Here is a 25,998-nt window from a genome sequence, read left to right on the forward strand (position 1 = left end):
TGCAGCGCAGAGAAGCGCTCTACAAGTAGTTCATGATAGGTATCCCCGGCTACACGCTCACGGGTCTCATCCACGAATCCGCCGCATCGACCGTGTACCGGGGATATCGAAACGACGACCGGGCCCCCGTCGCGGTCAAGCGCCTCAGGAACGATCGCCCCGCCCCGGCCGACGTCGCGAGGCTCCGCTACGAGTACGCCATCGCCAGGGAGCTCGCCCTGCCCGGCGTCGTGAAGGCCCTCGGCGTCGTCAAGATAGGGGCGAGCCTCGCGCTCATCATGGAAGACGCGGGCGGCTGCACGCTCCATGAGCTCATCGGCGCGCGCTCCCTGACCCTAGGAGACGCGCTCCGGATCGCGATCTCCGTCGCGAGCACGCTGGAATCCATCCATCGCGGCGGCGTCGTCCACATGGACATCAAACCGCAGAACATCATGGTCGACGCGTCCACGTGGAACGCCAAGATCATGGACTTCGGCAGCGCCACGCGCCTCTCCCAGGAGGCGCAGCGCTCGAAGAGCCCCGCCGCCTTCGAGGGCACCCTGGCGTACATGTCGCCGGAGCAGACCGGGCGGATGAACCGCGTCATCGACCTGCGCACGGACCTCTACTCCCTGGGGGTCACCCTGTACGAGATGATCACAGGCAGGCTCCCCTTCCCGACGAAGGATCTCCTGGAGCTCGTGCACTGCCACATCGCCAGGCTCCCGCCGCCGCCGGCGCAGATCTCGCCCGACGTACCGCGCCCGGTGTCCGACATCATCATGAAGCTCCTGGCGAAGAGCCCCGATGATCGGTACCAGAGCGCCTACGGGCTCAGGATGGATCTCGCGGCGTGCCTCGCGCAGCTCGAGGCGGGGCCGCGGATCGAGCCGTTCGAGCTGGGGCGCCACGATTACGTGGACGAGCTGCGGATCCCGCAGAAGATCTACGGCCGCGACGCGGAGCTCGCCGTCCTCGAAGGCGCGTGGCGGCGCATCCACCAGGGCGCGCGCGAGCTCCTGCTCGTGTCCGGCCACGCCGGCATCGGCAAGTCGCTCCTCGTCGGCGAGATCCAGAAATCCGTCGCGCAGGGCAAGGGATACGTCGTCGCCGGCAAGTTCGACCAGATCAACCGGACCGTGCCCTACGCCGCCGTGGCGCACGTCTTCCGGGAGCTCGTCCGCGCCCTCTTGACCGAGCCGACGGAGGCGCTCGGGCTCTGGACGGAGAAGATCGCGACCGCCGTCGGGCAGAACGCGCCGCTCCTCGTCGACCTCATCCCCGAGCTCGAGCTCATCCTCGGCCCCCAGCCCGGCGTCGAGCCGCTCGGCCCGACCGAGGCGCAGGCGCGCTTCCACCTCGCCTTCCAGAAGTTCTGCGGCGCCATCCCCGCCCAGGAGCACCCCCTCGTCGTCTTCCTCGACGACCTGCAATGGGCGGATCCGGCGTCGCTGAAGCTCCTCGAGCAGATCCTGACCGCGCCGGAGATCAAGCACCTGCTCGTGATCGGCGCGTACCGGCAGAACGAGGTCGACGAGAGCCACCTCTTTTCGATCACCCTCTCGGCGCTGCGCAAGGCCGGGGCGAGCGTCGGGGGGATCGACCTCGGACCGCTCGATCTGCCGGTGGTGACGCGGCTCCTCGCCGACGCCCTCTCCTGCGATCCGGAGCGGGCCGAGCCGCTCGCGCGCCATGTCATGAGCAAGACCCACGGCAACCCGTTCTTCATGAACCAGTTCATGAGGGCGCTCCACGCCGAGGGGCTCATCGCCTTCGACCCGGCCCGGCGCGCGTGGGCGTGGGATCTGCCGCGCGTCCAAGAGAGGAAGGTCACGGACAACGTCGTCGACTTCATGGCGGGCAGGCTCCGGGAGCTCGACGCGCGCGCGCAGCGCGTCCTGACGCTGGCCGCGTGCATCGGCTACCGATTCGACCTGAAGACGCTCGCGACCGTGGCCGGCAAGCCGCGCGGCGCGGTGGCCGACGAGCTCTCGGCGGCGCTCCGCGAGGGACTAATCCTCGCCGTCGGCGCGGACTCGAGGTTCTTCGACGCGGCCGTGAGCGACGCGATGGCCGGCGAGGCGGACGAGCCGGAGCTCTCGGTCGACGCCGCCTACCGGTTCTTGCACGACCGCGTGCAGCAGGCGGCCTACCGGCTCCTCGACGACGACCGCAAGCAGGAGGTCCACCTCCAGATCGGTCGGCTCCTGCGCGCGCAGGGCGACCCCGGAGGCGCCGAGGGCAAGGTCTTCGAGATCGCGACCCACATGAACCTCGGCATGGCGCGGATCGCCGCGCCGGAAGAGCGCGTCGCGCTCGCTCGCCTGAACCTCGAGGCGGGCAGGAAGGCCAAGGCGGGCGCGGCGTACGAGGCGGCCGCGAGCTACTTCGAGGCCGGGACCACGGCGCTCGGCCCGCGGCGCTGGGACGAGCAGCACGAGCTCACCTTCGCGCTGACCCTCGGGCTCGCGGAGTGCCTGTGCCTGACCGGCAAATTCGACGCCGGCGAGCGGCTGTTCGGCGACCTCCTCGAGCGCGCGAGGACGCGGCTCGACAGCGCGCAGGTCCTCAACCTGCGCATGTCGTTCCACCTGATGCGCGGCGAGCTCTCCGACGTCGTGGCGCGCGGCCTCGAGGCCCTCGCGCTGCTCGGGGTCGACGTCCCCAGGGCGGCCGAGGAGCAGGGCGCGCGGCTCGCGAGGGAGCTCGAGGCGATGCAGGCCCACCTCGCAGGCCGCCAGATCGCCGATCTCCTGGGGCTGCCCACCGCCGCCGATCCGGAGAAGCAGGCCGTCCTCCGCCTCCTCGCCGACCTGACGCAGCCCGCCTCCGCGCTCGGCCTGCCGGTCCTCGGCCCGCTCACGCTCATCATGCAGATCAACCTCGCGATGGAGCACGGCCACGCGAGCACCTCGGCGTACGCGTACGTGCTCTACGCGGTGCTCCTGATCGACGGCGTCTTCGCGCCGAGGACCACGGAGGACAGGTTCAAGGAAGCGTACGAGTTCGCCAAGGTCGGTATCGAGCTGAACGAGCGGATCCCGAGCCCGCGCATCGCGTGCATGCTGCTCACGACCTACGCGTCCATCCTCCACTTCTTCGAGCCGCTCCGGGACACGATCAAGCTCCTCGCCCGCTCCCGGCAGGCCGGCCTGGAGTCCGGGGATCTGGCGTACTCGTCCTATTGCTGCATTCACATGGTCTCGGCGAGCCTGGGCCTCGGCGACGATCTCGGCGCGGTGGCCGAGGAGATCGAGCAAGATCTCGCGCTGATGCGGCGGACCAACGACAAGCTCACGACGCTCATCCTCACGTGCGCCAAGCAGGTCGTCGCGAACCTCGCGGGGCGCACCGACGGGGCGCACACGCTGGGCGACGGCGCCTTCGACGAGGCCGCGTTCGCCAGCGCCATCTCGGTCCCGGAGCTCACGTACGTGGCCGCCTGGTATCATGTGCAGAAGATCCAGCTGGCGTATCTCTACGGCGACCACGGGGCCGCGCGCTCGCTGATGGCCGCCGTGGAGAAGATGACCGCCGGCAGCGCGAACAACTTCTGGGCGACCGAGCTCGTCTTCTATTCGTGCCTGAGCCTCGCCGCGTCGTGCGACGGGGCGCCGGCCTCGGAGAAGGGGCGGATCGTCGCGGCGGTCGCGGCGCAGCGGGAGAAGCTCGCCCGCTGGGCCGAGCGCTGCCCCAGCACCTACGGGCACAAGCACCTCCTCGTCTCGGCGGAGCTCGCGCGCATCTCGGGCGACGACCGGCACGCCGCGGCGCTGCTCTACGACCGGGCGATCGAGGGCGCCGAGGAGGCCGGGTTCACGCGCGACCAGGCGATCGCGAGCGAGCTCGCCGCGAGGTTCTACCGGGGGAGCGGCCTCACGCGGTGCGCCCGCGCCTACATGACCGACGCCCACCACGGCTACATGCAGTGGGGGGCCACCGCCAAGGCGGGCCGCCTGGCGGCCGAGGCGCCGCACCTCGTGACGAGGGTCGATCTCACGTCGGCGCCGCCCGGCATGCTGGAGCTCGCCCGGACCACGGTCCAGACCACCTCGACGACGCGGCTCAGCACCAGCGTGCTCGACGTCGAGGCGGTCATCCGGGCCGCCCAGGCCATCGCCGGCGAGGTCGTCCTCGACAGCGTGGTCCACCGGCTGCTCGACATCGCGATCCAGAACGCCGGGGCCAAGAAGGGGGTGCTCGTCCTGGAGCGGGATCAACAGCTGGTGATCGAGGCGACCATCACGGTGGATCCGAACACGGCGCGGGTGGGTCACCCGGTCCCGGTCGAGGGCAGCGCCGAGGTCCCGTCGTCGATCGTGCAGTACGTCGCGCGGACACGGCTGCCGGTGGTCCTCGCGGACGCGAGCCAGGAGCCTCGCTTCGCCGCCGACGCCTACGTGGCCGCGAACGACCCGAAATCGATCCTCTGCCTGGCGATGGTGCACCAGGGGCGCACGACCGGCGTGCTCTACCTGGAGAACAGCACGGCCACCAACGTGTTCACGTCGGCCCGGCTGGAGCTCTCGAAGCTCCTCCTGGCGCAGGCGGCGACCGCGGTGGAGAACGCGGTGCTGTACGCGCACCTGCACAAGCGCACGGAGGCGCTGCACCGCGCCGAGGAGCGGGTCCGGGTCGAGTTCTCGGAGCGGGAGCGGAGCGAGCACGCCCGCGCCGAGCTCCAGGAGGAGATCATCCGCGTGCAGAGCGCCCGCCTGGCGGAGCTCTCCACGCCCATCATCCCGATCACCGACCGGATCATGGTCATGCCGCTCATCGGGATGATGGACAGCCAGCGGGCGCAGCAGGTCCTGAGCACGGCGCTCCAGGGGGTCGAGTCGACCGGCGCCGAGGTCGTGATCATCGACATCACCGGCGTGAGGACGGTCGACACCGACGTCGCGAGCACGCTGATCAACGCCGCCGTCGCCCTCCGATTGCTCGGGGCGCAGGCGGTGATCACGGGCATCCGCCCCGACGTCGCCCAGACGCTCACCGCTCTGCAGATCGACCTCGGCTCGGTGGTCACGCAGGGGACGCTCCAGAGCGGCATCGCCTACGCCCTGCAGCGGGTGGGGAGCCGCGGCGCGCCCCTCGGCGCGCGCGCGCGGTGAGGCGCGGCCGGGGCGCGTGGCGCCGCGTCGCTCGAGGGCGGACGCGGCGGCGAGAGCGCGGCGGGGAGGCGCGCCGGCGGGCGGAGGCGGGTCATAGAGGGATGTTGAAGAACTCGTTGCAACAGCCCTGCTTCAGGTGGCACACCTCCTTCACCGCGCCTTCGCACGTCCCGACCTGCACTCCATCGACGAGGCACGCGCACCTCGTCGTGCCGTCGGCGGACGGGCCGCACTCGACCTCGTGCTTCTTGCCGAGGCACGTGGACGCACACGCGCACTCGTTACCCTCCAGGTCGTTCGGGTAGGTGCACTCCAGCCCCCAGCACCCGCTGGCCGCGATGCACGCGAACGCCGCGTCGTGCTCGTCGCTGCACTCGTCGGGCCGCCTGCACGAGGGCGCGCCGGGCAGCTCGCACGAATACATCGCGGCCATCTCGTCATCGCACTCGGAGCCGGTCAACGCGATGGTGAGGCGACAGGACCCATCGCAGTCCAGGTCCGGCGGATCGCAGCCGTACATCTTGTGCTGCTCACAGATATCCAAGCACGCCTGCACACCGCTCGGAATTCCCGCTTCGCCGCCGCCGCCCCCGCCGCCCCCGCCGCCCCCGCCGCTTCCGCCGCTTCCGCCGCCCCCGCCGCTTCCGCCGTCGCCCATGATGGTGCCGGTGCTGCCGCTGCTGGTCGGCTCGTCGTCGCCGTCGCCGCACGCCACCAACGTGGATAGGGCCATCATCGACAGGAGCCAACCGATCCGAATACTACTTTTCATCACCATCTCCTAGCGTATCGCTCTGCGAGCGAGACACGCAATCCAGGCGTGCCCTCGTCCAGCAAACGTAGGGCCTGGATCCGCCGCGCGACCGCATGCCCAGCGGCCCCTCCCCCGGACGTCCGCTCCTGGCCGCGAGCCCGGGCTCGAGGGGGTCGTAGGGCCGCGATGTCGTCTCGTCCGCGCTGCTCGGCGGCGGACGGGCGCGGCGGCGACATGGCAATCTCTGCCGTCGCACCATGGCAAAAATTGCCAGAGCGGCAAACTTTGCCAGCAGGCGTCGCCAGCGTCGCTGCGGCGACCTCGACCTGGGTCGGGTCGAGGTCCGCGAGGATCGCCCTCGCCATGGCTGGCTCGGTTCTGGCACCTAGAGGCGCATCTTCCCGCCACAGGCCACAGGCTGTGGCGTGGACGCGGCTTCTTCGATGCATCGACCGGCCCCCGACCCGACCCAGCTTGGCGCGACCCAGGCGAGGTCATGGAACCCGGGCGGCCCTCGCGAACGGATGATGAGCTCCAGGTAACCCGATCTCCGCTCTGCGCGGCCAGCGCCCCGCCCTGCCCCGGCGAGCGCGCGGCGTGTCCGGCCTGGTGAATCCACGGCCCGGGCCGGCGCGGCGATGCGCGCCGGCGTCGCCTATTTTGTGCGCCGAGCAAAGCACCTCGCGGCAGCGCGCGAGCCAGGAACAGATCAGCTCGCGACAGAATGTAATGCTTGCCCCGAGCGCGAACAGCATTCATATTCCCGTCGCGCTCGGTCGTGGCTCACCGCGTGCGCGACCAGCGCGCGAGCAGGGCATCGCAGGAGCGTCGACTCCGAGGATCCCGAAGGCCGTGCTGCACACAGCGCGGACGACGGCAGCACGCGACAAGCCAAGGGCGAGCGTGCGTGCCCGCTCATCAGGCCGACGTGCGGTGTTCTCCCGCGCTCGCCTGGACTCCGTCCCTCTTCGTCTTCGAGCGCGCGCCCACCGCGGGCGCGGCTCGTCATCATGGTCGTTTTCAGGAGGTCTCATGCTTTCCAAGCGTTCGAGTTCGAGCATTTCGGTGCGCTCGTGGTCTGTCCCTGGCTCCGCCGGGGCATGGCGGAGGGCGCGGCACGCCGCGCTCGCCGCGCTCGCCCTCCTGCCCGCCGCGTGCTCGGACTTCGAGCCGGGGGACGGCGATCTGGACGACTCCAGCGCGCTGCTCGACGCGGCGGAGGCCGACCTCGGCGAGGCCGCCGAGGCGCTCACGCTGCCGTTTCCGATCGAGCGCCTGAAGTCGCTCACCGTCACCGAAGTCGACATCGTGTCCCAGTTCTCGCTGAAGGACGTCCTGCAGCAGCTGGTCACCCAGTCGGGCGTCCCGGGCCTCACGCCCCTCACGCTGTTCCGGCGGTTCATGGACACGCACCGAGAAGCCCCCGGCCTCTTCTCCTCGGTCCCGCATTGCAATGACGTGGCCGCCAACCCGAACGATGTGTTTCCTGCCCCGCAGCCCGGCGACACGCCCACGACGGGGTCCATCAACGGATGGCCGGTCCGCTGCCCGCGGACCATCGGACAGGATTCCGCCATCGATCCGTTCTCCACGACGGCCGGCGACAACGCTTACATGGCGACGACGCTGGCGAACCGCTTCGATCTCGCCCCTCCGGACGGCGCCCACTGCGGGGAGTACCGGATCGTGTTCGCGCGGAAGTCGGGCCACCCCGACTTCGACTCTGCCAGGCCCGACCAGACCTTTCGGCGCAGCTTCATCATCTTCGAGGGCCGGCTGCCCAACCCGAGCCCCAGCCTCGGCCGGCAAGGCTGCCGCCCCATCGTCGAGTTCTGGCTGAACCAGTCGAACCCCTCCAAGACCGTGGCGACCCGGGCGACTGAGCTGAAGTCCTTCTATTTCAACGGCCTGCCCGCGTCCGGCGTCGGGCCCGTCATCCACATCGACAACTACGGCCACACGCCGGGCCCGAACAACGGCCAGATCCGGACCAATGAGTTCCTCCTGTTCCAGGAGCCGTTCGACGCCTGGTCGCTCCGGGAGTTCAGGCTCACGCACGGCACCAGCAGCAGCCCCTCGCTCAACGTCATCCCGTCGTTCGTGAAGGACAACCCGTCCGCGAAGCTCTTCGCGCCCGGCATCTCGGGCGATTCGCGGGTCACCAGCTTCCAGAGCACCGTCCTCCCGAACATGGTGGAGAGGCTCGCCGCGGCCGACGACGTCAACCGCTTCGCGTACCCGTCGGCGCTGCCCGACTCGATGAACGCGGGCGAGAGCCTGATGATCCCCCTCCAGAACAACTACCTGAACGCGATCGGCACCGGGACGTCGACCCTGAGGACCAACATCGCGAACAAGCTGACCGCCATGGGCAGCGACCTGTCCGGCACGCCCACCAACCTGTCCGTGGATCAGATCATCGGGCGCGCTCAGTCCCTCGCCTGCGCGGGGTGCCATGAGCCCGTGGACGCCACCAACAGCCCGAGCAGCAGCCTCGACGTGGGCCTGTCGAGCGCGTTCCCCAAGACGCTGGTCTTCACCCACACCTCCGAGAAGACAGCGCCGGTCGACCCGAGCAACGTGAACGGTCCGCAGCGCTTCATCCTCTCAAACGCCGTCCTCAACACGTTCCTCCCGTATCGCGAGAAGGTGATGACGCATTTCCTCCTCAACAACGCGACCCTCGGGTTCGAGAAGCCGGGCGCGTGGACCTCGACGCAGGCCCTGCTCGCGACCCACACGGGCCGGGTGAAGGAGGGCATCGCGTCGCTGGAGGTCAGGACCCCGAGCTCGTTCAACGCGATCGTCAGCCCGAACTTCAGCACCTCGGGCCTCACGCCGGTGGGCAACAAGATCAAGCTCTCTCTCTTCGTGTCGAAGCAGCAGCCGAACCCGAGCTGGGTTGGCAACCTGGAGGTGCTGATCTCGATCCCGTCCGCCGGCATCAACAACCAGTGGGTCGGCAACGTCGTGCTCAACGGCCTCACCCGGGGCGTGTTCAACGAGGTCACGTTCTCGCAGCTCCCGGCGGCCACCGTCACGGCGCTCAACGCGGCGCCGAGCGACGTGAAGCTGCAGTTCAACTTCAACGTGACCGCGAACTCCGGCCCCTACTACATGGACGACATCCGGTTCGAGAACTGATCCGCGTCGCGCTCTCGTGAGCAGGACGCCGGCGCGGAGACGCCGGCGTCTCGCCTTGCGTGACCGATCTCCCGCCACCTCGCTCGATCCGCCCCGCCTCGCGGCCCCGCGTCCAGGAGGGGCTCGACCTCATAGAAGGCGCAGGGCCCGAAGCAGCGCCTCCATGTCGCCGGACGGCACAATTGCAGCGCCACCCAATTCGGCTCTTACCCGAATCGTCCAGTCCGCCCGCAGGCGCGTGACGCCTCGCATCGAGGCATAGGCGAGTATGCCTATGCCTCGATCCAGAGGACTTCGATACGAAGTCGTTGCAGTCACCTGCACCGGGTGATGCGAGGAAGGACGGCGATCGTCGAGCTGCGCCGAGCGCCGTGTCGACGAGAGCAGGATCTTCTGGACCGGAGTCGCCGCATCCGTACAGGCTGCGGGCAGCTGCAACAATCCCGGGCAATGGGACGGAAACGGAAGGTCTACCCATGGGCGCATCGCCCTCTCACGCGCCGCGCGGCGCCGTCACGCTGTCGCTCTGCTTCCTGATCACCCTGCTGGAAGGGTTCGACATCCAGGCCATCGGCGTGGCCGCCCCCCGGCTGATCCCCGCCCTGGGCCTCTCGCCCGGGCAGGCGGGCGTCGTGTTCGGGGCCGGCATGGCGGGGCTCGTCTGCGGCGCGCTGGGCGGCGGCTGGATGGCCGACCGCATGGGCCGCAAGCCGCTGCTGATGATCGCCGTCGGCGTCTTCGGCCTGTGCACGCTGGCCACCGTGGTGGCGGGCGGGCCGCTGTCGCTGGGCCTCTACCGGTTCCTGGCCGGGGTCGGCCTGGGGGCGGCGATGCCCACCCTAGTGGCCGTCGCCCTGGAGATCGCCCCGCCCGACCGGCGGACCCGCACCACCACCCTGATGTTCAGCGGCATGCCGGCCGGCGGCGCGCTGGCGGCGTTGTTCGCGGCCGGTTTCCTGGACCGGTTCGGGTGGAAAAGCATCTTCGTGGCCGGCGGCGTGCTGCCGCTCGTGCTGCTGCCCGTCATGGCGCGGCTGATGCCTGACAGCCGCGCGGCGGCGGCCAGCGACGCAGAGCGGCCGGGCGCCGTGCAGGCGCTCTTCGGTCATGGCCGGCTGCTGATCACAGTGCTGGCGTGGTTCACCTTCGGCCTGACGCTGCTCGTGCTGTACCTGCTGCTGAACTGGCTGCCGTCGCTGGTGGCGGCCAAGGGCCTTGGCGGGGTGGGAGGGGCCGGCGCCGCGTTCGCCTTCAATGTCGGCAGCGTCCTCGGCTGCTGGATCATCGGCTTGCTGGTGGACCGGCTCGGGCCGCGCCTGCCCATCATCGCGGCCTATCCTGCCCTTGGGCTGTCGCTATTCGGGCTGGCCGGGGCCGACAGCCTGCTGCCCGTGCTGGTGCTGGCCGGCCTGGCCGGGTTCTTCCTGCTGGGCGCGCAGTATTCGCTCTATGGCGTCATCCCGCTCTATTACCCGGCGCCGGCGCGCGGGCTGGCCACCGGCGCCTCCATCGCCGTCGGCCGGATGGGTTCCATCGGCGGACCGCTGGTGGCGGGCCACCTGCTCGGCCAGGGCTGGGGCCCCGCCGGCGTGGCCATGGCCATGGTGCCGGTCGTGCTGTCGGCGGGGGTGGCGGCGGCGGTGATGACCATCCGCGGCCGCCGTGCCGGTGATTGAGGCACGGCGGCGGCTTCAACAAGGGGCGGCGTCAAGCCGCATGTCTGCGGGAGAATATCATGCAGGTGATCGTCGTGGGCGCCGGGATCGGCGGCCTGGCCGCGGCTCTTTCGCTCCACGCCTCGGGCCATGAGGTGACGGTGTTCGAGGCCGCGCCCACCCTCCTGCCGCTCGGGGTCGGCATCAACCTCCTGCCCCACGCCGGCGAGGTGCTGAACGAGCTGGGCCTGGTCGAGCCCCTCTTGGCCCAGGGGGTGGCGACCCGCGAGCTTGTCTATTTCAACCGCTTCGGCCAGCGCATCTGGGGCGAGCCGCGCGGCCGCTTCGCCGGCCACGCCGCGCCGCAGATCTCCCTGCACCGCGGCGCGCTGCAGGGCGTGCTGTTCGACGCCGCCGTCGAGCAGCTCGGCCCGGGCCGGGTGATCTGCGACCGGCGCCTCGTGGACCACGAAGAGGCCGCAGGCCGCATCGTGGCGCGCTTCGTCGACCGCGAGGGCGCGGCCTGGGAGGTTCCCGGCGATCTCCTGATCTGCGCCGACGGCATCCATTCGGCGGCGCGCGCCCGCCTCTATCCGGACGAGGGGCCGCCGGTCTACGGCGGCCGCATCCTGTGGCGGGCGACCACGCTGGCGGCGCCGTTCCTCACCGGCGCCAGCATGATCATGGCCGGGCATCAGGACCAGAAGTTCGTCGCCTATCCCATCTCTCCGCCGGGGCCGGACGGCCGCCAGCGGATCAACTGGATCGCCGAGCTCGCCGTCGCCGAGAGCCTGCGGCGGGAGGACTGGAACCGGCGGGGCGATCCCGCCGACTTCCTGCCCAGGTTCGAGGCCTGGCGCTTCGACTGGCTGGATGTGCCCGGCCTGATCCGGGGCGCCGAGGCGATCTACGAGTTCCCGCTGGTCGACCGCGACCCGCTGCCGCGCTGGAGCCATGGGCGCATGACGCTGCTGGGCGACGCGGCCCATCCCATGTATCCGATCGGCTCCAACGGGGCGAGCCAGGCCATCTTGGACGCCCGCGCCCTGGTCCGCGCGCTCGCCGCCCACGCCGATCCGGTGGAGGCGCTGGCCGCCTACGAGGCCGAGCGCCTGCCGGCCACCGCCGCCATCGTCGCGGCCAACCGCGGCAACGGTCCGGAGCAGTGCATGCAGATCGCCCAGGACCGCGCGCCCGACGGCTTCGACCGGATCGAGGACGTCTTCGCCCCCGGAGAGCTGGAGGCGATCGCCGCCCGCTACAAGGTGCTGACCGGCCTGAAGCGCGCCTCGGAGCCCCGCGCGTGAGGTAGCGGCGCGCCCCTCATCTCCTCCGGCAGCCGACATATCCAGTGATGTGCGTCGCCATATCCGATGATGTGCGCCGCCATTTCGCGCGCCCTCTCCGCACGAGCCAGCGTATGCTGAATTACCCTCTTGTGGCGAAAGCGAGGAAGCGCGTGGCGAGTAGCGGACGTTTTCGGGGATGGATGTGCCTCATCGCGATCACGGCGGCGGGGATGCTCGTGGGCTGCGGCGACGACGCGCCGGCGCAAGACGACGGCGTGGCGTCGGCGGCTCTCCAGTGCTCCGTGAAGGAGGGCGCCACGCCCGCCTTGCTCGCGCTCTGCGCGATCCCGGGGACGGTGGGCCAGCACCTGCCGCACATGGAGCGAGCACGTTTCGACTATGATCCGCCGGGGCTCGCGGTGGATCGCATCCACGGCCGCTACACGCCGCGCCGGGGCGCGATCAGCTGGAAGGAGACGCCCGCCGCGGACAGCTATCTCCGCAAGACCAAGGCGCAGGGGAGCGTCACCCGGACCGCGAACGGGGCCGTGGCGACGTACGACCGGGAGACGATCGAGGACAGCGGCGCGGTGCACGTCACGGAGGTCGAGGAGACGTTTCAACGCGTGGAGCGCACCGAGGGCGACGAGACGTTCCAGCGCTGTCTGCTCACGCGGAGGACGCGCCCTGCGGGCGGCGGCGATCTCGACTGGCTGACGCAGCAGGGAGAGTGGGACGGCACGTCACTCTCTTACACGCAGGAGCGGATCTCGCGCACGCACGGCGGGCGGATCCAGCTCGACGGGCAGCTGCAGGCGGACGGGTCGTGGACCGAATCCTACGGGGGGCGGTACGGCTGGTCCGATGTCTCTGAGAGCTGGAGCGGCGATGCGGACGGGAACACGCTGGTCTACTGGGAGAGGAACTGGGGCGACGAGTACGTCTGGGGCACGGATGCGCGCGCTCGCGACGGCTCGCTCCACCGCTACATCCGTCATGTCTATGAGTGGTGCGTGCCCTGGGACGACCTCACGGTCCAGGCCGATGGCACGGGGTCGGGCTCCGCGAGGATCTGCGTGCCCTTCTACGACGAGGAGAGCGGGTACGAGGACGTCGTTTACGCCGCCTGCACGATCGCGGTAGCGAACGGCTCGTGCGCGAAGACCTGCGACAACGGTGTCGTGTACTCCTGCAACGATCTCTTGTGAAGCGGTCCCGCCGTCTGGGGAAGAGCTTCAGGCAGGCATCCGGCGCGCCTTGCGCGACAGCGCGTAGGCGATGCCGCTCTGCAGGGTGCCGCAGGTGACGAGCCCCCTCATCTCGGTCCCCAGATCGACCAGCGACTGCGCGACGACGGGGCGTATGCCCGTCAACACCACCTCGGCGCCGAGCAGCCTCGCCGCCTGAGCGACGCGGACCAGCGCGGCGGCGACCTCCGCGTCGACGTTCTTCACGCCGGTGATGTCGAGGATCGCCACCTCCGCTTGCTTCTCGCCGAGCGCGTTCAGGAGGATCTCCAGGATCTGCTGCGCGCGCTCCCGGTCGATCGTCCCGACGAGCGGCATGGCGATCACCCCGTCGGCGATCGGGATGAGCGGCGTGCCGAGCTCCCGGAGCGCCGCCTGCTGCGACTGGATCAGCTGCACCTGCGCGAGCGTCTCCTGCTCGTAACGGAGCTGCTCCGTGATGTCCCTGAAGAAAGCCGCGAAGCCCGTCTGCTCGCCGGTCGGGCCCACGAGCGCGAAGGCGCTGAGCTGCCCCATCCACGAGCTCCCGTCCGGGCGCAGGATCCTGAGGACGCCGCGCCAGGCGCCCTGATTGGCGAGGGCGGGCATGGCCACGTTGGAGAGCTGGGCGAAGTCCTCCGGTGCATAGAAGTCCGCCAGCGGGCGACCGACCCCCCCGTCGGCGAAGCCGCTCATCGCCTTGAAGGCGAGGTTTGCGTAAGTAACCACGCCGGTCAGGGTCGTCATGGTGATGCCATCCAGGGCATTCTCGACGAGCCTCTTCGAGACAGCGCCGTCCTCGGCCTGGCGGCGCAGCTCGGCCTCGCTCTCCATCTGCGCTGTGACGTCCTGGACCACGCTCATCACCTGACGCGCCCCTCCGGCGGCGTCGGCGTCGAGACGGATGTCACGCCGCGTGAACCAGCCCCAGGAGCCGTCGGCCCTGCGCAGGCGGTAAGCGAGCTCGGTGGTGTCGCTCGCCGGGCCCTCCTGGGCCCGGCGCTGCTGCTCGCAGGCCCGGGGCCGATCATCCGGATGAGCCAGCTCCACGAACGCGTCGAGGCCAGAAAACGCCGCGTCGTCCGCCGCATAGCCGAGCTCGCCTGCGAGCGAACGGTTCTCGTACAGCCTGCGCTGCTCGACGGGCTCGTCGACGGAGATCAGGTATGGAGCCGCCTCATGCATGCGGTAGACCCGACGCAGCTCGGCGCGCAGCTCCCGCTCGATCTGCTCGAGCTCGGACAGGCGAGCGCGGAGGGCGGCAAGCTCGCTCTCCTGCGCGCGGTGCGCCGAATCATGACAATCCACGGGGCTTCCTTGGGTAGATCCAGACGGTCCGGTCCGAGACATCGCCGCGAGCCTACTACCGATGGGCCGCCACGGGGAAGAGCCCATCGCCGCCCTGGAGCGGTGTTGTCATCGTTGGTGCGACAGCTGAGCTCATGTGTCGAGCCCCCACGCGCACGCGCCGATCAGGAGCCCGGACGAGCGCCTCATGCCTGCTGGCCGGCGGCGCGCAGAGCGCCGTACTGGCGTGGTCGCGGCATGCGGGTCACAAAGAGCGCTTACGAGTGCCTATGACACCACGCCCCACCTCGAGGACCCCCTCGCCGAAACGGTGAGGGTCGAGGACGCCAAACTGCTCAGTGCGACGGCGGCCCGCTCTCAGGCCCGCTCTCCGCGCCGAGCGACCTGGCCCTCGACCTCCGGAGCGCCCGCCCCTCCAGCGCGTCGGCGAGCGCTGGCCTCACCGCCGCCGCGAGGTGCTGCTGGATCGCGCGGGCGACGTGCGCGACGTGGGGCGGCTCCATCATGGTGAAATGGTTGCCGGGCACCACCTGGAGGGCAAACGCCGCCCGCGAAAGCTCCATCCAGGCGTTGACGGCCGCCGCGTCCTCCGGGCTGACCTGCTCCCGCGCGCGCAGGAACAGGACGCTGGCGTCCGTCGGCCGCGGCTCGTAGCTCGCGAGCGCCTGCCACGTGCTCGTGACCTCGGCGCGGAGCCGCGCGTCGTCCTCCATGGCCGCCACGAAGCCGCGGTATCTCCGCGACGCGACCGCCTCGAGCTTCGCCATCTCGTGGGCGAGGCCGCTCGCCGGTGAGCGCTCGCGCGCGCGCGGGTCGAAGCCGGTGTCCAGGAGCAGCAGCAAAGGCACCTTGCGCGCTCGCGCGAGCAGCTGCTGCGCCACCTCGTACGCGACGACGCCGCCAGCCGAATGCCCCCCCAGGAGAACCGGCCCCTCGGGCCGCACGCGCAGGATCTCGTCCACGCACCGGGCCGCGATCGCAGGAATCGACGCGAAGCCCGGCTCGCCCGGCGCGGCGCCGGTGGGCTGAATCCCGTGGACGGGCAGCTCGCCGCTCAGGCGCTGCACCAGGGGGCGATAGGCGTGCACCGTGCCGCCGAGCGGCGGGATCAGGAACAGCGGCGCCGCGTCCGGCGCCCCCGCCTGCAGCGTGACGAGGAGCTGTCCGGTCCCGCGCCTGTCGGGGAGGAGCGCGGCGCTCCCGCTCCGCTGCGTCAGCGCCGCGCTCACGGGCGCGGGCGAGTCCGGCGGCAGCGCCTCCACCACCCGCCCGCTCGCCGGCGAGCCCGAGGGAGGGCCGGACGACTCCGGCGGACTCCAGATCTTCGGCGACACGGACCGCACCGTGGCCGGGCCCACGGTGCAGGTGGTGTCGAGCACGTGGGGGACGCGCTCGAACGGGTACGTCGGGAGCGGCACGCGCCGCCGGCGCTCGTCCCGGGAGAACGCGGCCCAGTCGACGTCGACGCCGGCGCACCAGAGCCGGCCCACCGCGCCGAGCAACGCCTCGATATCGCCGGCGCCCTCGCCCGCGCCCGCCAGGGTGGTCGCGACCGGTCGCCCCGCGCCCGGGTGGCGCGCCGCCAGGGCGGCCAGCGAGGCGCCGGGCCCGACCTCGACGAGGGCGCGATCGGCCGAGGCGAGCAGCGCGGCGATGCGATCGTCGGCGCGCGCCGAGCCCGCGAGGAGCCGGGCCCAGGTCGACGGATCGTCGACGTCGGCCTCCGTCACCCAGTCGCCGGCGAGGCTCCCGACGAGGGGAATGCTCGGCGCCCGCCTCGCCATCGACGCGGCCCGCCGGGCGATGCGCGCGAGGAGCGGCCCCTCGGCCTCCTCTTCCGAGCGCCCGAGCAGCGCGGCCAGCGCGACCGCATCCTCGAGCGAGAGCACGCCGGCGACGCACGCGGCGACGACCTCGCCCACGCCGTGGCCGAACAGCGCCGCTGGGCGGATCCCCCACGACATCAGGAGCTGCGCCAGGGCGACCTCGGTCGAGAAGAGCGCGGCCGCGCGGAGGCGCGGCGCGCCGATCTCCCCGTCGCCGGAGGCGCGCCCCGGCGCCTCGGGGAAGAGCCGGTCGCGGAGGTCGACCGGCAGCTCGCGACGGAAGAGGTCGGCGCACCGGTCGATGCCCTCGCGGTAGGCGCGCTCGTGCAGGTAGAGCTCGCGCCCCATGCCGACGCGCTCCGCGCCGACGCCGGGGAACAGGAAGACGACCTCCGGCGGCCGCCTGCCGGCCACCTCCGTGACGACGCGGTCCGGGTCGCGCCGGCCCAGGGAGGCCGCCGCCGAGGCCGGATCCGCGCACACCACCGCGCGGCGGTGCGCGAAGGGCGCCCGGCCCCGCTGCAGGGTGAAGGCGACGTCGGGGAGCGAGCCCTCCGGCGCGCGCCGCAGGTGCTCGACCAGACGATCGGTGCTCCGCTCCAGCGCGGCGGGCGTCTTCGCCGAGACGACGAGCAGCTGACAGCGCCGCGACGGGCCGGACGGCGCCGGCGCCGGCGCCTCCTCGAGCACGGCGTGCGCGTTCGTGCCGCCGATGCCGAAGGCGCTCACCCCGGCGCGGCGCGGGGCTCCGCCGCGCTTCCAGGCGATCGGCGCGGCGTTGACGAAGAACGGGCTGCGCGCGAGGTCGATCTCGGGGCTGGGGCGGCGGAAGTGGAGCGTCGGGGGGATGAGCTCGTGCTCCAGCGCCAGCGCCGCCTTGATGAGGCCGGTCACCCCGGCGGCCGCGCGGAGGTGGCCGAGGTTGCTCTTCACCGAGCCGAGCGCGCAGAACCCGACCCTGTCGGTCGCCCTCCGGAACGCGCGCGACAGCGCCGCCACCTCGATCGAGTCGCCGAGCCGCGTGCCCGCGCCGTGCGCCTCCACGTACGCGATGCCCTCCGGGCTCACGCCGGCGGCGGCGTGGGCCCGGGCGAGCGTCTCGAGCTGCCCCTCCAGGCTCGGCGCGGTGTACCCCACCTTGAGCGCGCCGTCGTTGGTGACGGCGGAGCCGCGGATCACGGCGTGGATCGTGTCGCCGTCGTCGAGGGCGTCCTTCAGGCGCTTGAGGACGACGAGGGCGACGCCGTTGCTGGCCACGATGCCGCTCGCCTCGGCGTCGAAGGGCCGGCAATGGCCGTCGGGCGAGGTGACCGCGCCGTCCTCGTGGAGATAGCCGATCCGCTTCGGCGAGAGGACGCCGACGCCTCCCGCGAGCACCATGTCGCTCTCCCCGGTGAGGAGGCTCTGGCAGCCGAGGTGCACCGCGACGAGCGACGTCGAGCACGCCGTCATGACGCTCACCGCGGGCCCCCGGAGCCCCAGCTTGTAGGCCACGCGCGTGGTCAGCGAGTCGGTCACGTTCCCGGTATAGATCCGGGCGTGCTCCGAGTTCGGCGCGGCCGGCGGCGGCCCGACGCGCTCGATCCAGTAGCTCGGGGCGTCGCTCCCGGCGAACACGCCGATCGGCTTCGAGGTGGCGAGCGGGTCGTACCCGGCGCTCTCCATCGCTTCCCAGGCGCACTCGAGGAACACCCGCTGCTGCGGGTCCATGAGCGCGGCCTCCCTCGGGCTGTACCCGAAGAACGCCGCGTCGAAGCACATGACGTCATCGAGCAGGCCGGCGGCCGGGATGAACCCGGGTGTTCGATGAAGCTCCGAGTCGACGCCGAGCGCCCGCAGCTCCTCGGGCGAATAGAAGGCGATCCCCTCGATGCCGTCCTTGAGCATCGACCACAGCGCGTCGACGCTGCGCGCCTTCGGGAAGCGACCCGCCATTCCGATGATGGCGATGGCGTTCTCGGGCAGCGCCTCCCGCGCCGTGGCCTCGGCCGCGGGCGCCGCAGCGCCGGGCGCGCGCTTGGAGACGGCGCCGTCGCCCGGGGCCGCCGCCCGAGGCCCCCGCTTCAGGTGGACGGCGAGGCTGCGGATCGTCGGGAACTGGAACAGGTCCATGATGGGCACGTCCTCGCCGAGCCGCGCCCGGATGCCCGCGCGGACCCGGGCGAGGAGCAGCGAGTGACCGCCGAGATCGAAGAACGGAACGTCGAGGCCGACCTCGTCGAGGCCGAGCACCTCGCGCCAGATCTCGCCGAGGACCACCTCGATGTTCGAGGCGGGCGCCGGCGCCGCCGCCCGCGGCGCGGGCTTCGCGCGATCGTCGGCCGGGAGGGCCGCCATGTCGACCTTCCCGTTGGCGGTGAGCGGCAGCGCGTCGAGCTTCACGAACGCGGCCGGAACCATGTAGTCCGGGAGCTTCGCCGCGGCGAGCTCGCGCAGGCCTCGAGGCATCGCGCGCGCCTTGGGCCGCCGGAGCGGGCTGTTCGCGAGCGACCGCGCCGGCAAGGCCGCCCCGGGCCGCGACTGGACCCAGGCGCGCGGCCGCGGCGCGCCCTCGGCGGGCTCGAAGAGCGCGTCCATGCAGCCCGGGCCCGCGGTGCTCGACCCGGTGACCCGGACCGAACGGCCGAGGCGCGCGGCGAGCGCCCACAGCGCCTCCGGATCGACCGCGGCCACCGCTGTCCCGGCGGCCGCGGCGGCGCCGGCCGGCTCGTCGCCGGCCGCCTCCCGCAGCCGGCGCGCCGCGATCACGTCGGCGTGCACGCGCGCGTTCGGGATCCCCAGGACCTCGATCCCGAGGGAGCCCGCGTCGCGCAGCGCCCGCTCCACGCCGGCGAGGCCCTCCGCGGCAGCCCAGTCCAGCGATCGGCCGACCGCGGCCGGCTCGGGCGCCGCGCCGACGTGCAGGACCACGTCGTAGCGGAAGCGCGTCATCTCGTCGGCGCCGGGGCCTCGCTTGAGCCAGGTCTCGACGTGCTCCACGCCCGGGATCCGGTCGCGCAGCGCGTGAAAGAGCTCGGGCGCGAGGACGAGCTCCTCCTCGCCGGAGACCGCCCGCTCCACCCGGGCCCGCAGCTCGGCCGCGGCGGCGCCCGCGGGCGCGCGGTGGAGCTGCACCGACGTGTGGAACGCCTCCAGCAAGGGCAGGCTCCGGATGTCGCCCAGGAACACGACGCCTCCGGGCGCGGTCGCGCGCACGGCGCCCTCGATCACCGCGCGCAGGTAATCGGCGCTGGGGAAGTACTGGACGATCGAGTTCAAGACCACCACGTCGAAGCTGCCCGGCTCGATGCCGCGGAAGTCGTTCGCCTCCCGGCGCTGCAGCGACACGTGCGAGAGCGTGCCGCGCTCGAGCTCGGGGCGGAGGAGCGCGATCGCCTTCTCCGAGAAATCCGTGCCGAGGTAGGCGGCGCACTGCGGGGCCAGCTGCAAAAGCAGGAGCCCCGTCCCACAGCCGATCTCCCACGCCCGGCGCGGCTGGAACGAGAGGATCCGCTCGACCGTGTGGTCCCGCCATGCGCGCATTGCGGCGGCGTCGATGGGCTCTCCGGTATAGCTGCTGTTCCAGCCCGTGATGTTGAAGGCCGGATCCACGCCGGCGCCGCCCTGCCCGTAGGTGCCGTCGTACAGCGCCTGCCACGCCGAGACGTGCTCCGCCTGGAGCGACGGGGCCTGATCCGAGGCGCCGCCGTCATCGAGGCGCGGGATGACGTAAGCGACGAGCCGCTTGTTGCCCGGCGGCTCTTCGCGCGCCACAACGACGGCCTCTTCCACGTCGGGGTGCTCGCGCAGCACGGCCTCGATCTCGCCGAGCTCGATGCGATAGCCGCGGATCTTCACCTGGTTGTCGACCCGCCCCAGAAACTCGATGTTCCCGTCGGGGAGCCACCGGGCGCGATCGCCGGTGCGGTACATGCGCGCGCCCGGCTCGTCCGAGAACCGATCGGGGAGGAACCGCGCTGCGTCGAGCTCGGGCCGGTTCAGGTACCCGCGGGCGATGCCGACGCCCCCGAGGTACAGCTCGCCGGGGACGCCCACCGGGACGAGCTCCCCGCGCGGATCGAGCAGGTACACCCGCATGTTGTCGATCGGGCGGCCGATCGAGGGGTCGGCCGCCGCGGCCCCGCCGCCCGGCCGCGCCCTCGGCACGACGCACGAGGTGGCGACGACGGTCCCCTCGGTCGGACCGTAGTTGTTCACGACCTCGAAGGGGAGCCGCGCGTCGGGCCAGACGCGGAGCTTGTCCCCTCCCGTGAGCAGGTACCGGAGCGCGGCGGAAGCAGGCCAGTCGAGGCGCAGGAGCTCCTCCGCCATCGGCGTCGGCAGGAACGAGACGGTGATCCCGCGCGCGAGGAGCCACGCCTTGAGCTCGTCCGGGGAGCGGCGGAGCGGCTCCCCGGGGATGAACAGGCACGCTCCCGAGCACAGGTAAGGCCAGAGCTCCCAGACCGACGCGTCGAAGCCGGGGCTCGCGACGAGGGTCGCGCGATCGTCGCGGGAGACGGCGAAGCGCCGCACGTGCCACGCCACCAGGTTCATGAGGCTCCGGTGCTCCACGAGCACGCCCTTCGGGCGGCCGGTCGAGCCCGAGGTGTAGATGGCATACGCCAGGTCCCGGGGGCCTGCGCACGCCGGCGGGCGCGAGCCGTCCCGCGCCGCCAGGGCCGGCGCGTCCGCGTCGAGGCGGATCACCGCGCCCGCGAACGGCGGGAGGCGCTCGGCGAGGTGCGCCTGCGTGAGGAGCACCGGCGCGCCGGAGTCCTCGAGGATGAACGAGAGCCGCTCGCCCGCGATCGCGGCGTCCACGGGGAGGTACGCCGCGCCCGCCTTGAGGGCGCCGAGGATCCCGACCACCATCTCCGGCGAGCGCTCCGCGCAGATCGCGACCCGCGTGTCGGGCGCGACGCCCAGCTCGATCAGGCGGCGCGCGAGCTGGTTCGCCCGGCGATCGAGCTCTCCATAGGTGAGCGAGCCGCCGTCGGACACGACCGCGGGGGCGCGCGGCGCGGCCGCCGCCTGCTCCTCGAACAGCTCGAGGACGCCCTGATCGCGCGGGAAATCGGCGCCGGTGTCGTTCCAATCGACGAGCAGCCGGCGCCGCTCGCGCTCCGGGAGCAGCGGCATCGACGCGACGGACCGCGCGGGATCCGAGGTCGCGGCGGCGAGCAGCGTGAAGAGGTGCGTGAGCGTCCGCTCCATCGTCGACCGCTCGAAGAGATCGGTGCTGTACTCCAGCATCCCGGCGACGCCGCCGGCGGTCTCCCAGGCATAGAGCGATGCGTCGAAGATCGTCTTCTTCGTGTCCGTGTCGATGGCGCGCGCCTCGACCCCGGCGAGGTGGAGCTCGCGCTCCGCGGGCGGCTGCGGCGCGAACACGATCTGCACGAGCGGGCTGTAGCTCGGGTCGCGCTCCGGCTGGAGCTCCTGGACGAGCCGCTCGAACGGGAGCCTGTCGTGCGCATACGCGTCCAGGCACACCGCCCTCACCCGGCGGAGCAGCTGCTCGAACGACGGCGCGCCGGAGACGTCGATCCGGATGGGGACCACGTTGACGAAGAAGCCGATCGCCGCCTCGATCTCGGCGTGATCGCGGCCCGCGCTCGGCAGCCCGACCAGGAGGTCGTCGCGCTGCGTGACGCGGTGGAGCAGGACGGCGAACGCGGCCAGGAGGACCATGTTGACGGTCACGCCCTCTCGCGCGCCGAGGTCGCGGATGGCCCTCGCGACCTCCGGGTCGAGCTGGAACGGGATCGTCGCGCCGCGGAACGTCTGGACCGGCGGCCGGACGCGATCGCTCGGCAGATCGAGCAGGGGCGGCGCGCCGAGGAGCCGCTGCTTCCAGCCGGCGACCAGCGCCGACAGGCTCTCTTCGGTCAGCTGCTCTCGCTGCCACGCGGCGAAATCGGCGTACTGGAGCGGCGCCTCCGGCAGCGGCGGGGGAGCGCCCCGACGGAAGGCGTCGTAGAGCGCCGCGAGCTCGCGGTAGGCCACCTCGAGCGACCAGCCGTCGACGGCGATGTGGTGGATGTGCAGCCAGAGGACGTGATCCCGCGGCCCGAGCCGCAGCAGCCCCGCCCGGAAGACGGGCCCGCGCTTCAGATCGAAGATCCGCTGGGCTTCCGCGTCGAGGAGCCGCGCCGCCTGGGCCTCGCGCTCCCCCTCGGGGAGGTGCTGGAGGTCCGCGACCTCGAGCCGAAACGCGGCGTCCTCGGCGACGATCTGGACGGGCATGCCGTCGATCTCGGTATAGACCGTGCGCAGGATCTCGTGGCGGCGGAGGAGCTCACGGAGGCTCCGGTCGAGCGCCGGGGCGTGGAGCTCTCCGGTGAGGCGGAAGGGACAAAGGCAGTTGTAGGCCCTGCTCTCCGGCGCGAGCCGGTGGAGGAACCACATGCGCTCCTGGGCGAACGAGAGGGGGACGGGCCCCGTCCGGGCGCCCCTCGGAATGGCATGCTCCGCCCGGGGGGCCGCGCGGCCGCCCCCCTTCGCCAGCGCGGCGAGCCCGGCGACGGTCGGGTGCGCGAAGAGCTCCTGAAAACCGATGTCGAGCCCGAAGGCGCCGCGGAGGCGCGAGAACAGCTGGACGGCGTGCAGCGAGCTGCCGCCCAGCTCGAAGAAGCTGTCGTGGACGCCCACGCGCTCGACGCGCAGGAGCTCCTTCCAGAGGCCGGCGAGCGCCTCCTCCAGCTCGGAGCGCGGCGCCACGAAGGCGGTCCCGAGCCCCGTCCGGGCGCCGCCGGGCGCAGGGAGCGCCCTGCGGTCGACCTTGCCGTTCAGCGAGGTGGGGAGCGCGTCGAGCGACACGAAGACGGAGGGGACCATGTAGCTCGGCAAATGGCGCTGCGCGAGGGCGCGCAGCGCGGGGACGAGCGCCTGCTCGCCCTCGGCGGAGGCGCCCTCGACCGGGCGCGGGACGACATACGCCACGAGCCGCCGGTCGCCCGGCGCGTCCTCGCGCGCCACGACCGCGACCTCGCGCACGCCGGGGTGCTGGCCCAGCGCCGCCGCGATCTCACCGAGCTCGATGCGGTGGCCGTGGATCTTCACCTGATCGTCGATCCGGCCGAGAAACTCGATCTCGCCCGACGGGAGGCACCGCGCGAGATCGCCTGTCCGGTACAGCCGTGCGCCCGGCCCGGGCCGGAAGGGGTTCTCGACGAACCGCTCCCGCGTGAGCTCGGGGCGGTTCAGGTAGCCGCGGGCCACGCCGGGGCCGCCGATGTAGATCTCGCCGGCGACGCCGACGGGGACCGGCGCGCGGCGGCGATCGAGCAGCAGCACCTGGACGTCGCCGCACGCGCGGCCGATCGAGCTCGACCACGGGCGCTCGAGGTCCGGGATGCCCATCTGGCGGCGGGTGGCGAACACGGTCGTCTCGGTGGGCCCATAGATGTTGAGGATCGCGGGCCGCTCGTCCCCTCGGCGGTCCCACCACGGCTTGAGCGCGGCCACGTCGAGCGCCTCGCCGCCGCAGATCACGAGGCGCAGCTGCAGGCGGTCGCGGAGCGATGGATCGCCCGCGGTGTCGGCGTCGATGAGCTGGCGGAGCGCCGAGGGCGTCTGGCAGACGACGGTCACCCCCTCGTCGCCGAGGAGCCTGTAGAACGCGTCCGGCGTGCGGCTCGTGAGGAACGGCACCACGACCAGCCGCCCGCCGTGGCAGAGCGCGCCCCAGATCTCCAGGACGGAGAAATCGAAGGCATAGGAATGGAATAGGGTCCAGACGTCGCGATCGCCATAACCCACCTCACCGGCGGTGTGGTCGAAGAGGCGGACCACGTTGGCGTGGGTGACCATCACCCCCTTGGGCTTCCCGGTCGACCCCGAGGTATAGATGATGTACGCGAGGTTCTCCGGGCCCTCGCCCGGCGCGGGCGCCACCGCGTCCTCGGGCTGTCGCTCGATCACGGCCCGATCCGCGTCGAGGCACACGACCCTGGCGCTCCCGCTCCTCAGCCGGGCGGCGAAGCGCCCCTCGGTGAGGATCACGGGGACGCGGGTATCCTCCAGCAAGAAGGCGAGTCGCTCCTCGGGGTACGACGGGTCGAGCGGGACGTAGGCGGCGCCGGACTTGAGGACGCCGAGCAGCGCGACGATCATCTCGAGCGAGCGTTCCAGGCAGACGCCGATCGGGACGTCGGGCCCCGCGCCGCTCGCCCGGAGGAGGTGGGCGATCTGGTTGCTCCGTCGATCCAGCTCGGCGTAGGTGAGGCGGCGCCCCTCGAAGGCCGCCGCCACGGCGGACGGGGCGCGCCGGGCGTGCGCCTCGACCCGCTCGTGCAGCCGATCGCGCGGCGGATCGAACTCCCCGCCGCTGTTCCACCCGAACAGGAGCGTGCGCCGCTCCTCCTCGGTCAGGATCGGCAGCTCCGAGACGGGCTGCGCGGGGTCGCTCGCGGCGCCGCCCAGCAGCGCCGCCCAGTGCCCGAGCAGCCGCTCCACCGTCGCGTGCTCGAATGAATCGCGGTTATAATCGATGCGCGCGCTCACGCCCGCGCCGGACTCCTCGACGCGGACGGCGAGCTCGAACGCCACCTCGGTCGCCTCCATCGCCGCCGGCGTCAGCGTGAGCAGAGCGCCTCTCCTCGGCTCGATCGCGCCGCGCGCGCTGGAGAAGGTGGCCTGGACGAGCGGGGCGCGGCTCGGATCGTGCGGCAGCGCGAGCCGCTCGACCAGGGAAGCGAAGGGGAGATCGCCGTTCTCCTTCGCCTCCTCCAGGGAGCGGCGCACCTGGCGCAGGAGCGCTCGAAAGCTCGGATCCGCGCCCAGCCTGCCCCGCACGACCACGAGGTTGCCGAACGGACCGATGAGGCCCTGGGTCTCCTCGTCTCGCCCGGACAGCGCCACGCCGATGAGGACGTCGTCCTGGCCTGTATAACGGTGGAGCACGGCGTGCATTCCCGCGAGCAAGACCGTGGACAGCGCCACGTCTTCCTCCCGCGCCAGGGCGCGGAGCGCGCCCACGAGCTCAGGATCGAGCGCGCACGCCACCGAGCCTCCGTCGAATGTCCGCGTCGCGGGCCGCGGCCGATCCGTCCGGATCTCCAGCGCTTCCGGCGCCCCCGCGAGCTCGCGACGAACGTGCGCGAGCTGCGCGTCGAGGCGCTCCGCGGTCCTGTGCTCCCGCTGTCGACGCGCGTGGTCCTGATAACCTATCGGCGGCGCCGGCCGCTCGATTCCGTGGTAGCCGTCGAACAGCTCCGCGAAAAACAGCGCTGCGCTCGGCTCGCCGTCCGAGAGGATCGGGTGCATGGCCAGCGCGAGGAGGTGACGTTGCGAATGGACGCGGATGAGGCTCACGCGCCAGAGGGGACCGCGCTCCAGATCGAGCGGCAGCGACGTCTCCCGGCGAGCCGTCGCGAGCGCCGACGCATCCGAGGCCGGCTGCCCCTCGGCGCCGAGATCCACCTCGCGAAAGGCGATCTCCGCCCGCGGCGAGACGACCTGCATCGGCTGTCCATCGCGCTCTGCGAAGGACGTCCTCAGGATCGACTGGCGCGCCGCCAGCCCCTCGATAGCGTGGACCAGCCTGGGCACGTCCAGCTCGCCGTCCAGCCACGCCGCGCCCCGCTCCACCGGGCCCGGCGCGGCGCCGCGGCCCCGGTCGAGCCGAAAGGCGCATTCTTGCTCCAGAGAGAGCGGCAAATAACCCATTTCGTTCATCGCGGATGACCTCCCTGTTGCTGGTAGGGGTCGGTAGCAT

General features: G+C 72.0%; 8 protein-coding genes. 5 read left to right on the forward strand and 3 right to left on the reverse strand.

The window, feature by feature from the left end; genetic code table 11:
- Window positions 1-32: 32 nt before the first annotated feature.
- Complete coding sequence (locus NQZ70_RS25520) at window positions 33-5,096, forward strand: protein kinase domain-containing protein (RefSeq protein ID WP_129576522.1); 5,064 nt, start codon at window positions 33-35, stop codon at window positions 5,094-5,096.
- Window positions 5,097-5,187: 91 nt separating this feature from the next.
- On the opposite strand, the gene NQZ70_RS25525 is transcribed toward NQZ70_RS25520, so the two are convergent.
- Complete coding sequence (locus NQZ70_RS25525; RefSeq protein WP_207217943.1) at window positions 5,188-5,868, reverse strand: hypothetical protein; 681 nt, start codon at window positions 5,866-5,868, stop codon at window positions 5,188-5,190.
- A 1,047-nt stretch (window positions 5,869-6,915) separates the two neighbouring features.
- Here NQZ70_RS25525 and NQZ70_RS25530 point away from each other — a divergent pair.
- From NQZ70_RS25530 to NQZ70_RS25545, 4 genes are all read left to right on the forward strand, one after another.
- Window positions 6,916-8,994 (forward strand): hypothetical protein, encoded by a 2,079-nt coding sequence (locus tag NQZ70_RS25530; RefSeq protein WP_237245602.1) that lies wholly within the window; start codon window positions 6,916-6,918, stop codon window positions 8,992-8,994.
- 476 nt (window positions 8,995-9,470) lie between these two features.
- Complete coding sequence (locus NQZ70_RS25535) at window positions 9,471-10,670, forward strand: MFS transporter (protein WP_129576525.1); 1,200 nt, start codon at window positions 9,471-9,473, stop codon at window positions 10,668-10,670.
- A 59-nt stretch (window positions 10,671-10,729) separates the two neighbouring features.
- Window positions 10,730-11,956, forward strand: coding sequence for a flavin-dependent oxidoreductase (locus NQZ70_RS25540; protein ID WP_129576526.1), 1,227 nt, complete (start codon window positions 10,730-10,732; stop codon window positions 11,954-11,956).
- 182 nt (window positions 11,957-12,138) lie between these two features.
- The gene (locus NQZ70_RS25545; protein WP_129576527.1) at window positions 12,139-13,146 is read left to right on the forward strand and encodes a hypothetical protein; all 1,008 of its coding nucleotides are present in this window, start codon (window positions 12,139-12,141) and stop codon (window positions 13,144-13,146) included.
- A gap of 27 nt (window positions 13,147-13,173) precedes the next feature.
- On the opposite strand, the gene NQZ70_RS25550 is transcribed toward NQZ70_RS25545, so the two are convergent.
- Both NQZ70_RS25550 and NQZ70_RS25555 read right to left on the reverse strand, forming a co-directional pair.
- Complete coding sequence (locus NQZ70_RS25550) at window positions 13,174-14,472, reverse strand: PAS domain S-box protein (protein ID WP_165374154.1); 1,299 nt, start codon at window positions 14,470-14,472, stop codon at window positions 13,174-13,176.
- A 335-nt stretch (window positions 14,473-14,807) separates the two neighbouring features.
- On the reverse strand, window positions 14,808-25,958 hold the full coding sequence (locus NQZ70_RS25555; protein WP_129576529.1) for a non-ribosomal peptide synthetase/type I polyketide synthase: 11,151 nt from the start codon (window positions 25,956-25,958) through the stop codon (window positions 14,808-14,810).
- Between the last annotated feature and the right edge of the window lie 40 nt (window positions 25,959-25,998).

The organism is Sorangium sp. So ce836, assembly GCF_028553905.1.
GTDB classification, from domain to species: Bacteria; Myxococcota_A; Polyangia; order Polyangiales; family Polyangiaceae; genus Sorangium; species Sorangium cellulosum_D.

What these genes read in the sequence shown, in the direction of transcription:
- NQZ70_RS25525 (WP_207217943.1), bottom strand. Translation starts at nt 5,868, where the DNA reads ATGAAAAGTAGTATTCGGATCGGTTGGCTCCTGTCGATGATGGCCCTA.
- NQZ70_RS25555 (WP_129576529.1), bottom strand. Translation starts at nt 25,958, where the DNA reads ATGAACGAAATGGGTTATTTGCCGCTCTCTCTGGAGCAAGAATGCGCC.
- NQZ70_RS25535 (WP_129576525.1), top strand. Translation starts at nt 9,471, where the DNA reads ATGGGCGCATCGCCCTCTCACGCGCCGCGCGGCGCCGTCACGCTGTCG.
- NQZ70_RS25540 (WP_129576526.1), top strand. Translation starts at nt 10,730, where the DNA reads ATGCAGGTGATCGTCGTGGGCGCCGGGATCGGCGGCCTGGCCGCGGCT.
- NQZ70_RS25520 (WP_129576522.1), top strand. Translation starts at nt 33, where the DNA reads ATGATAGGTATCCCCGGCTACACGCTCACGGGTCTCATCCACGAATCC.
- NQZ70_RS25545 (WP_129576527.1), top strand. Translation starts at nt 12,139, where the DNA reads ATGTGCCTCATCGCGATCACGGCGGCGGGGATGCTCGTGGGCTGCGGC.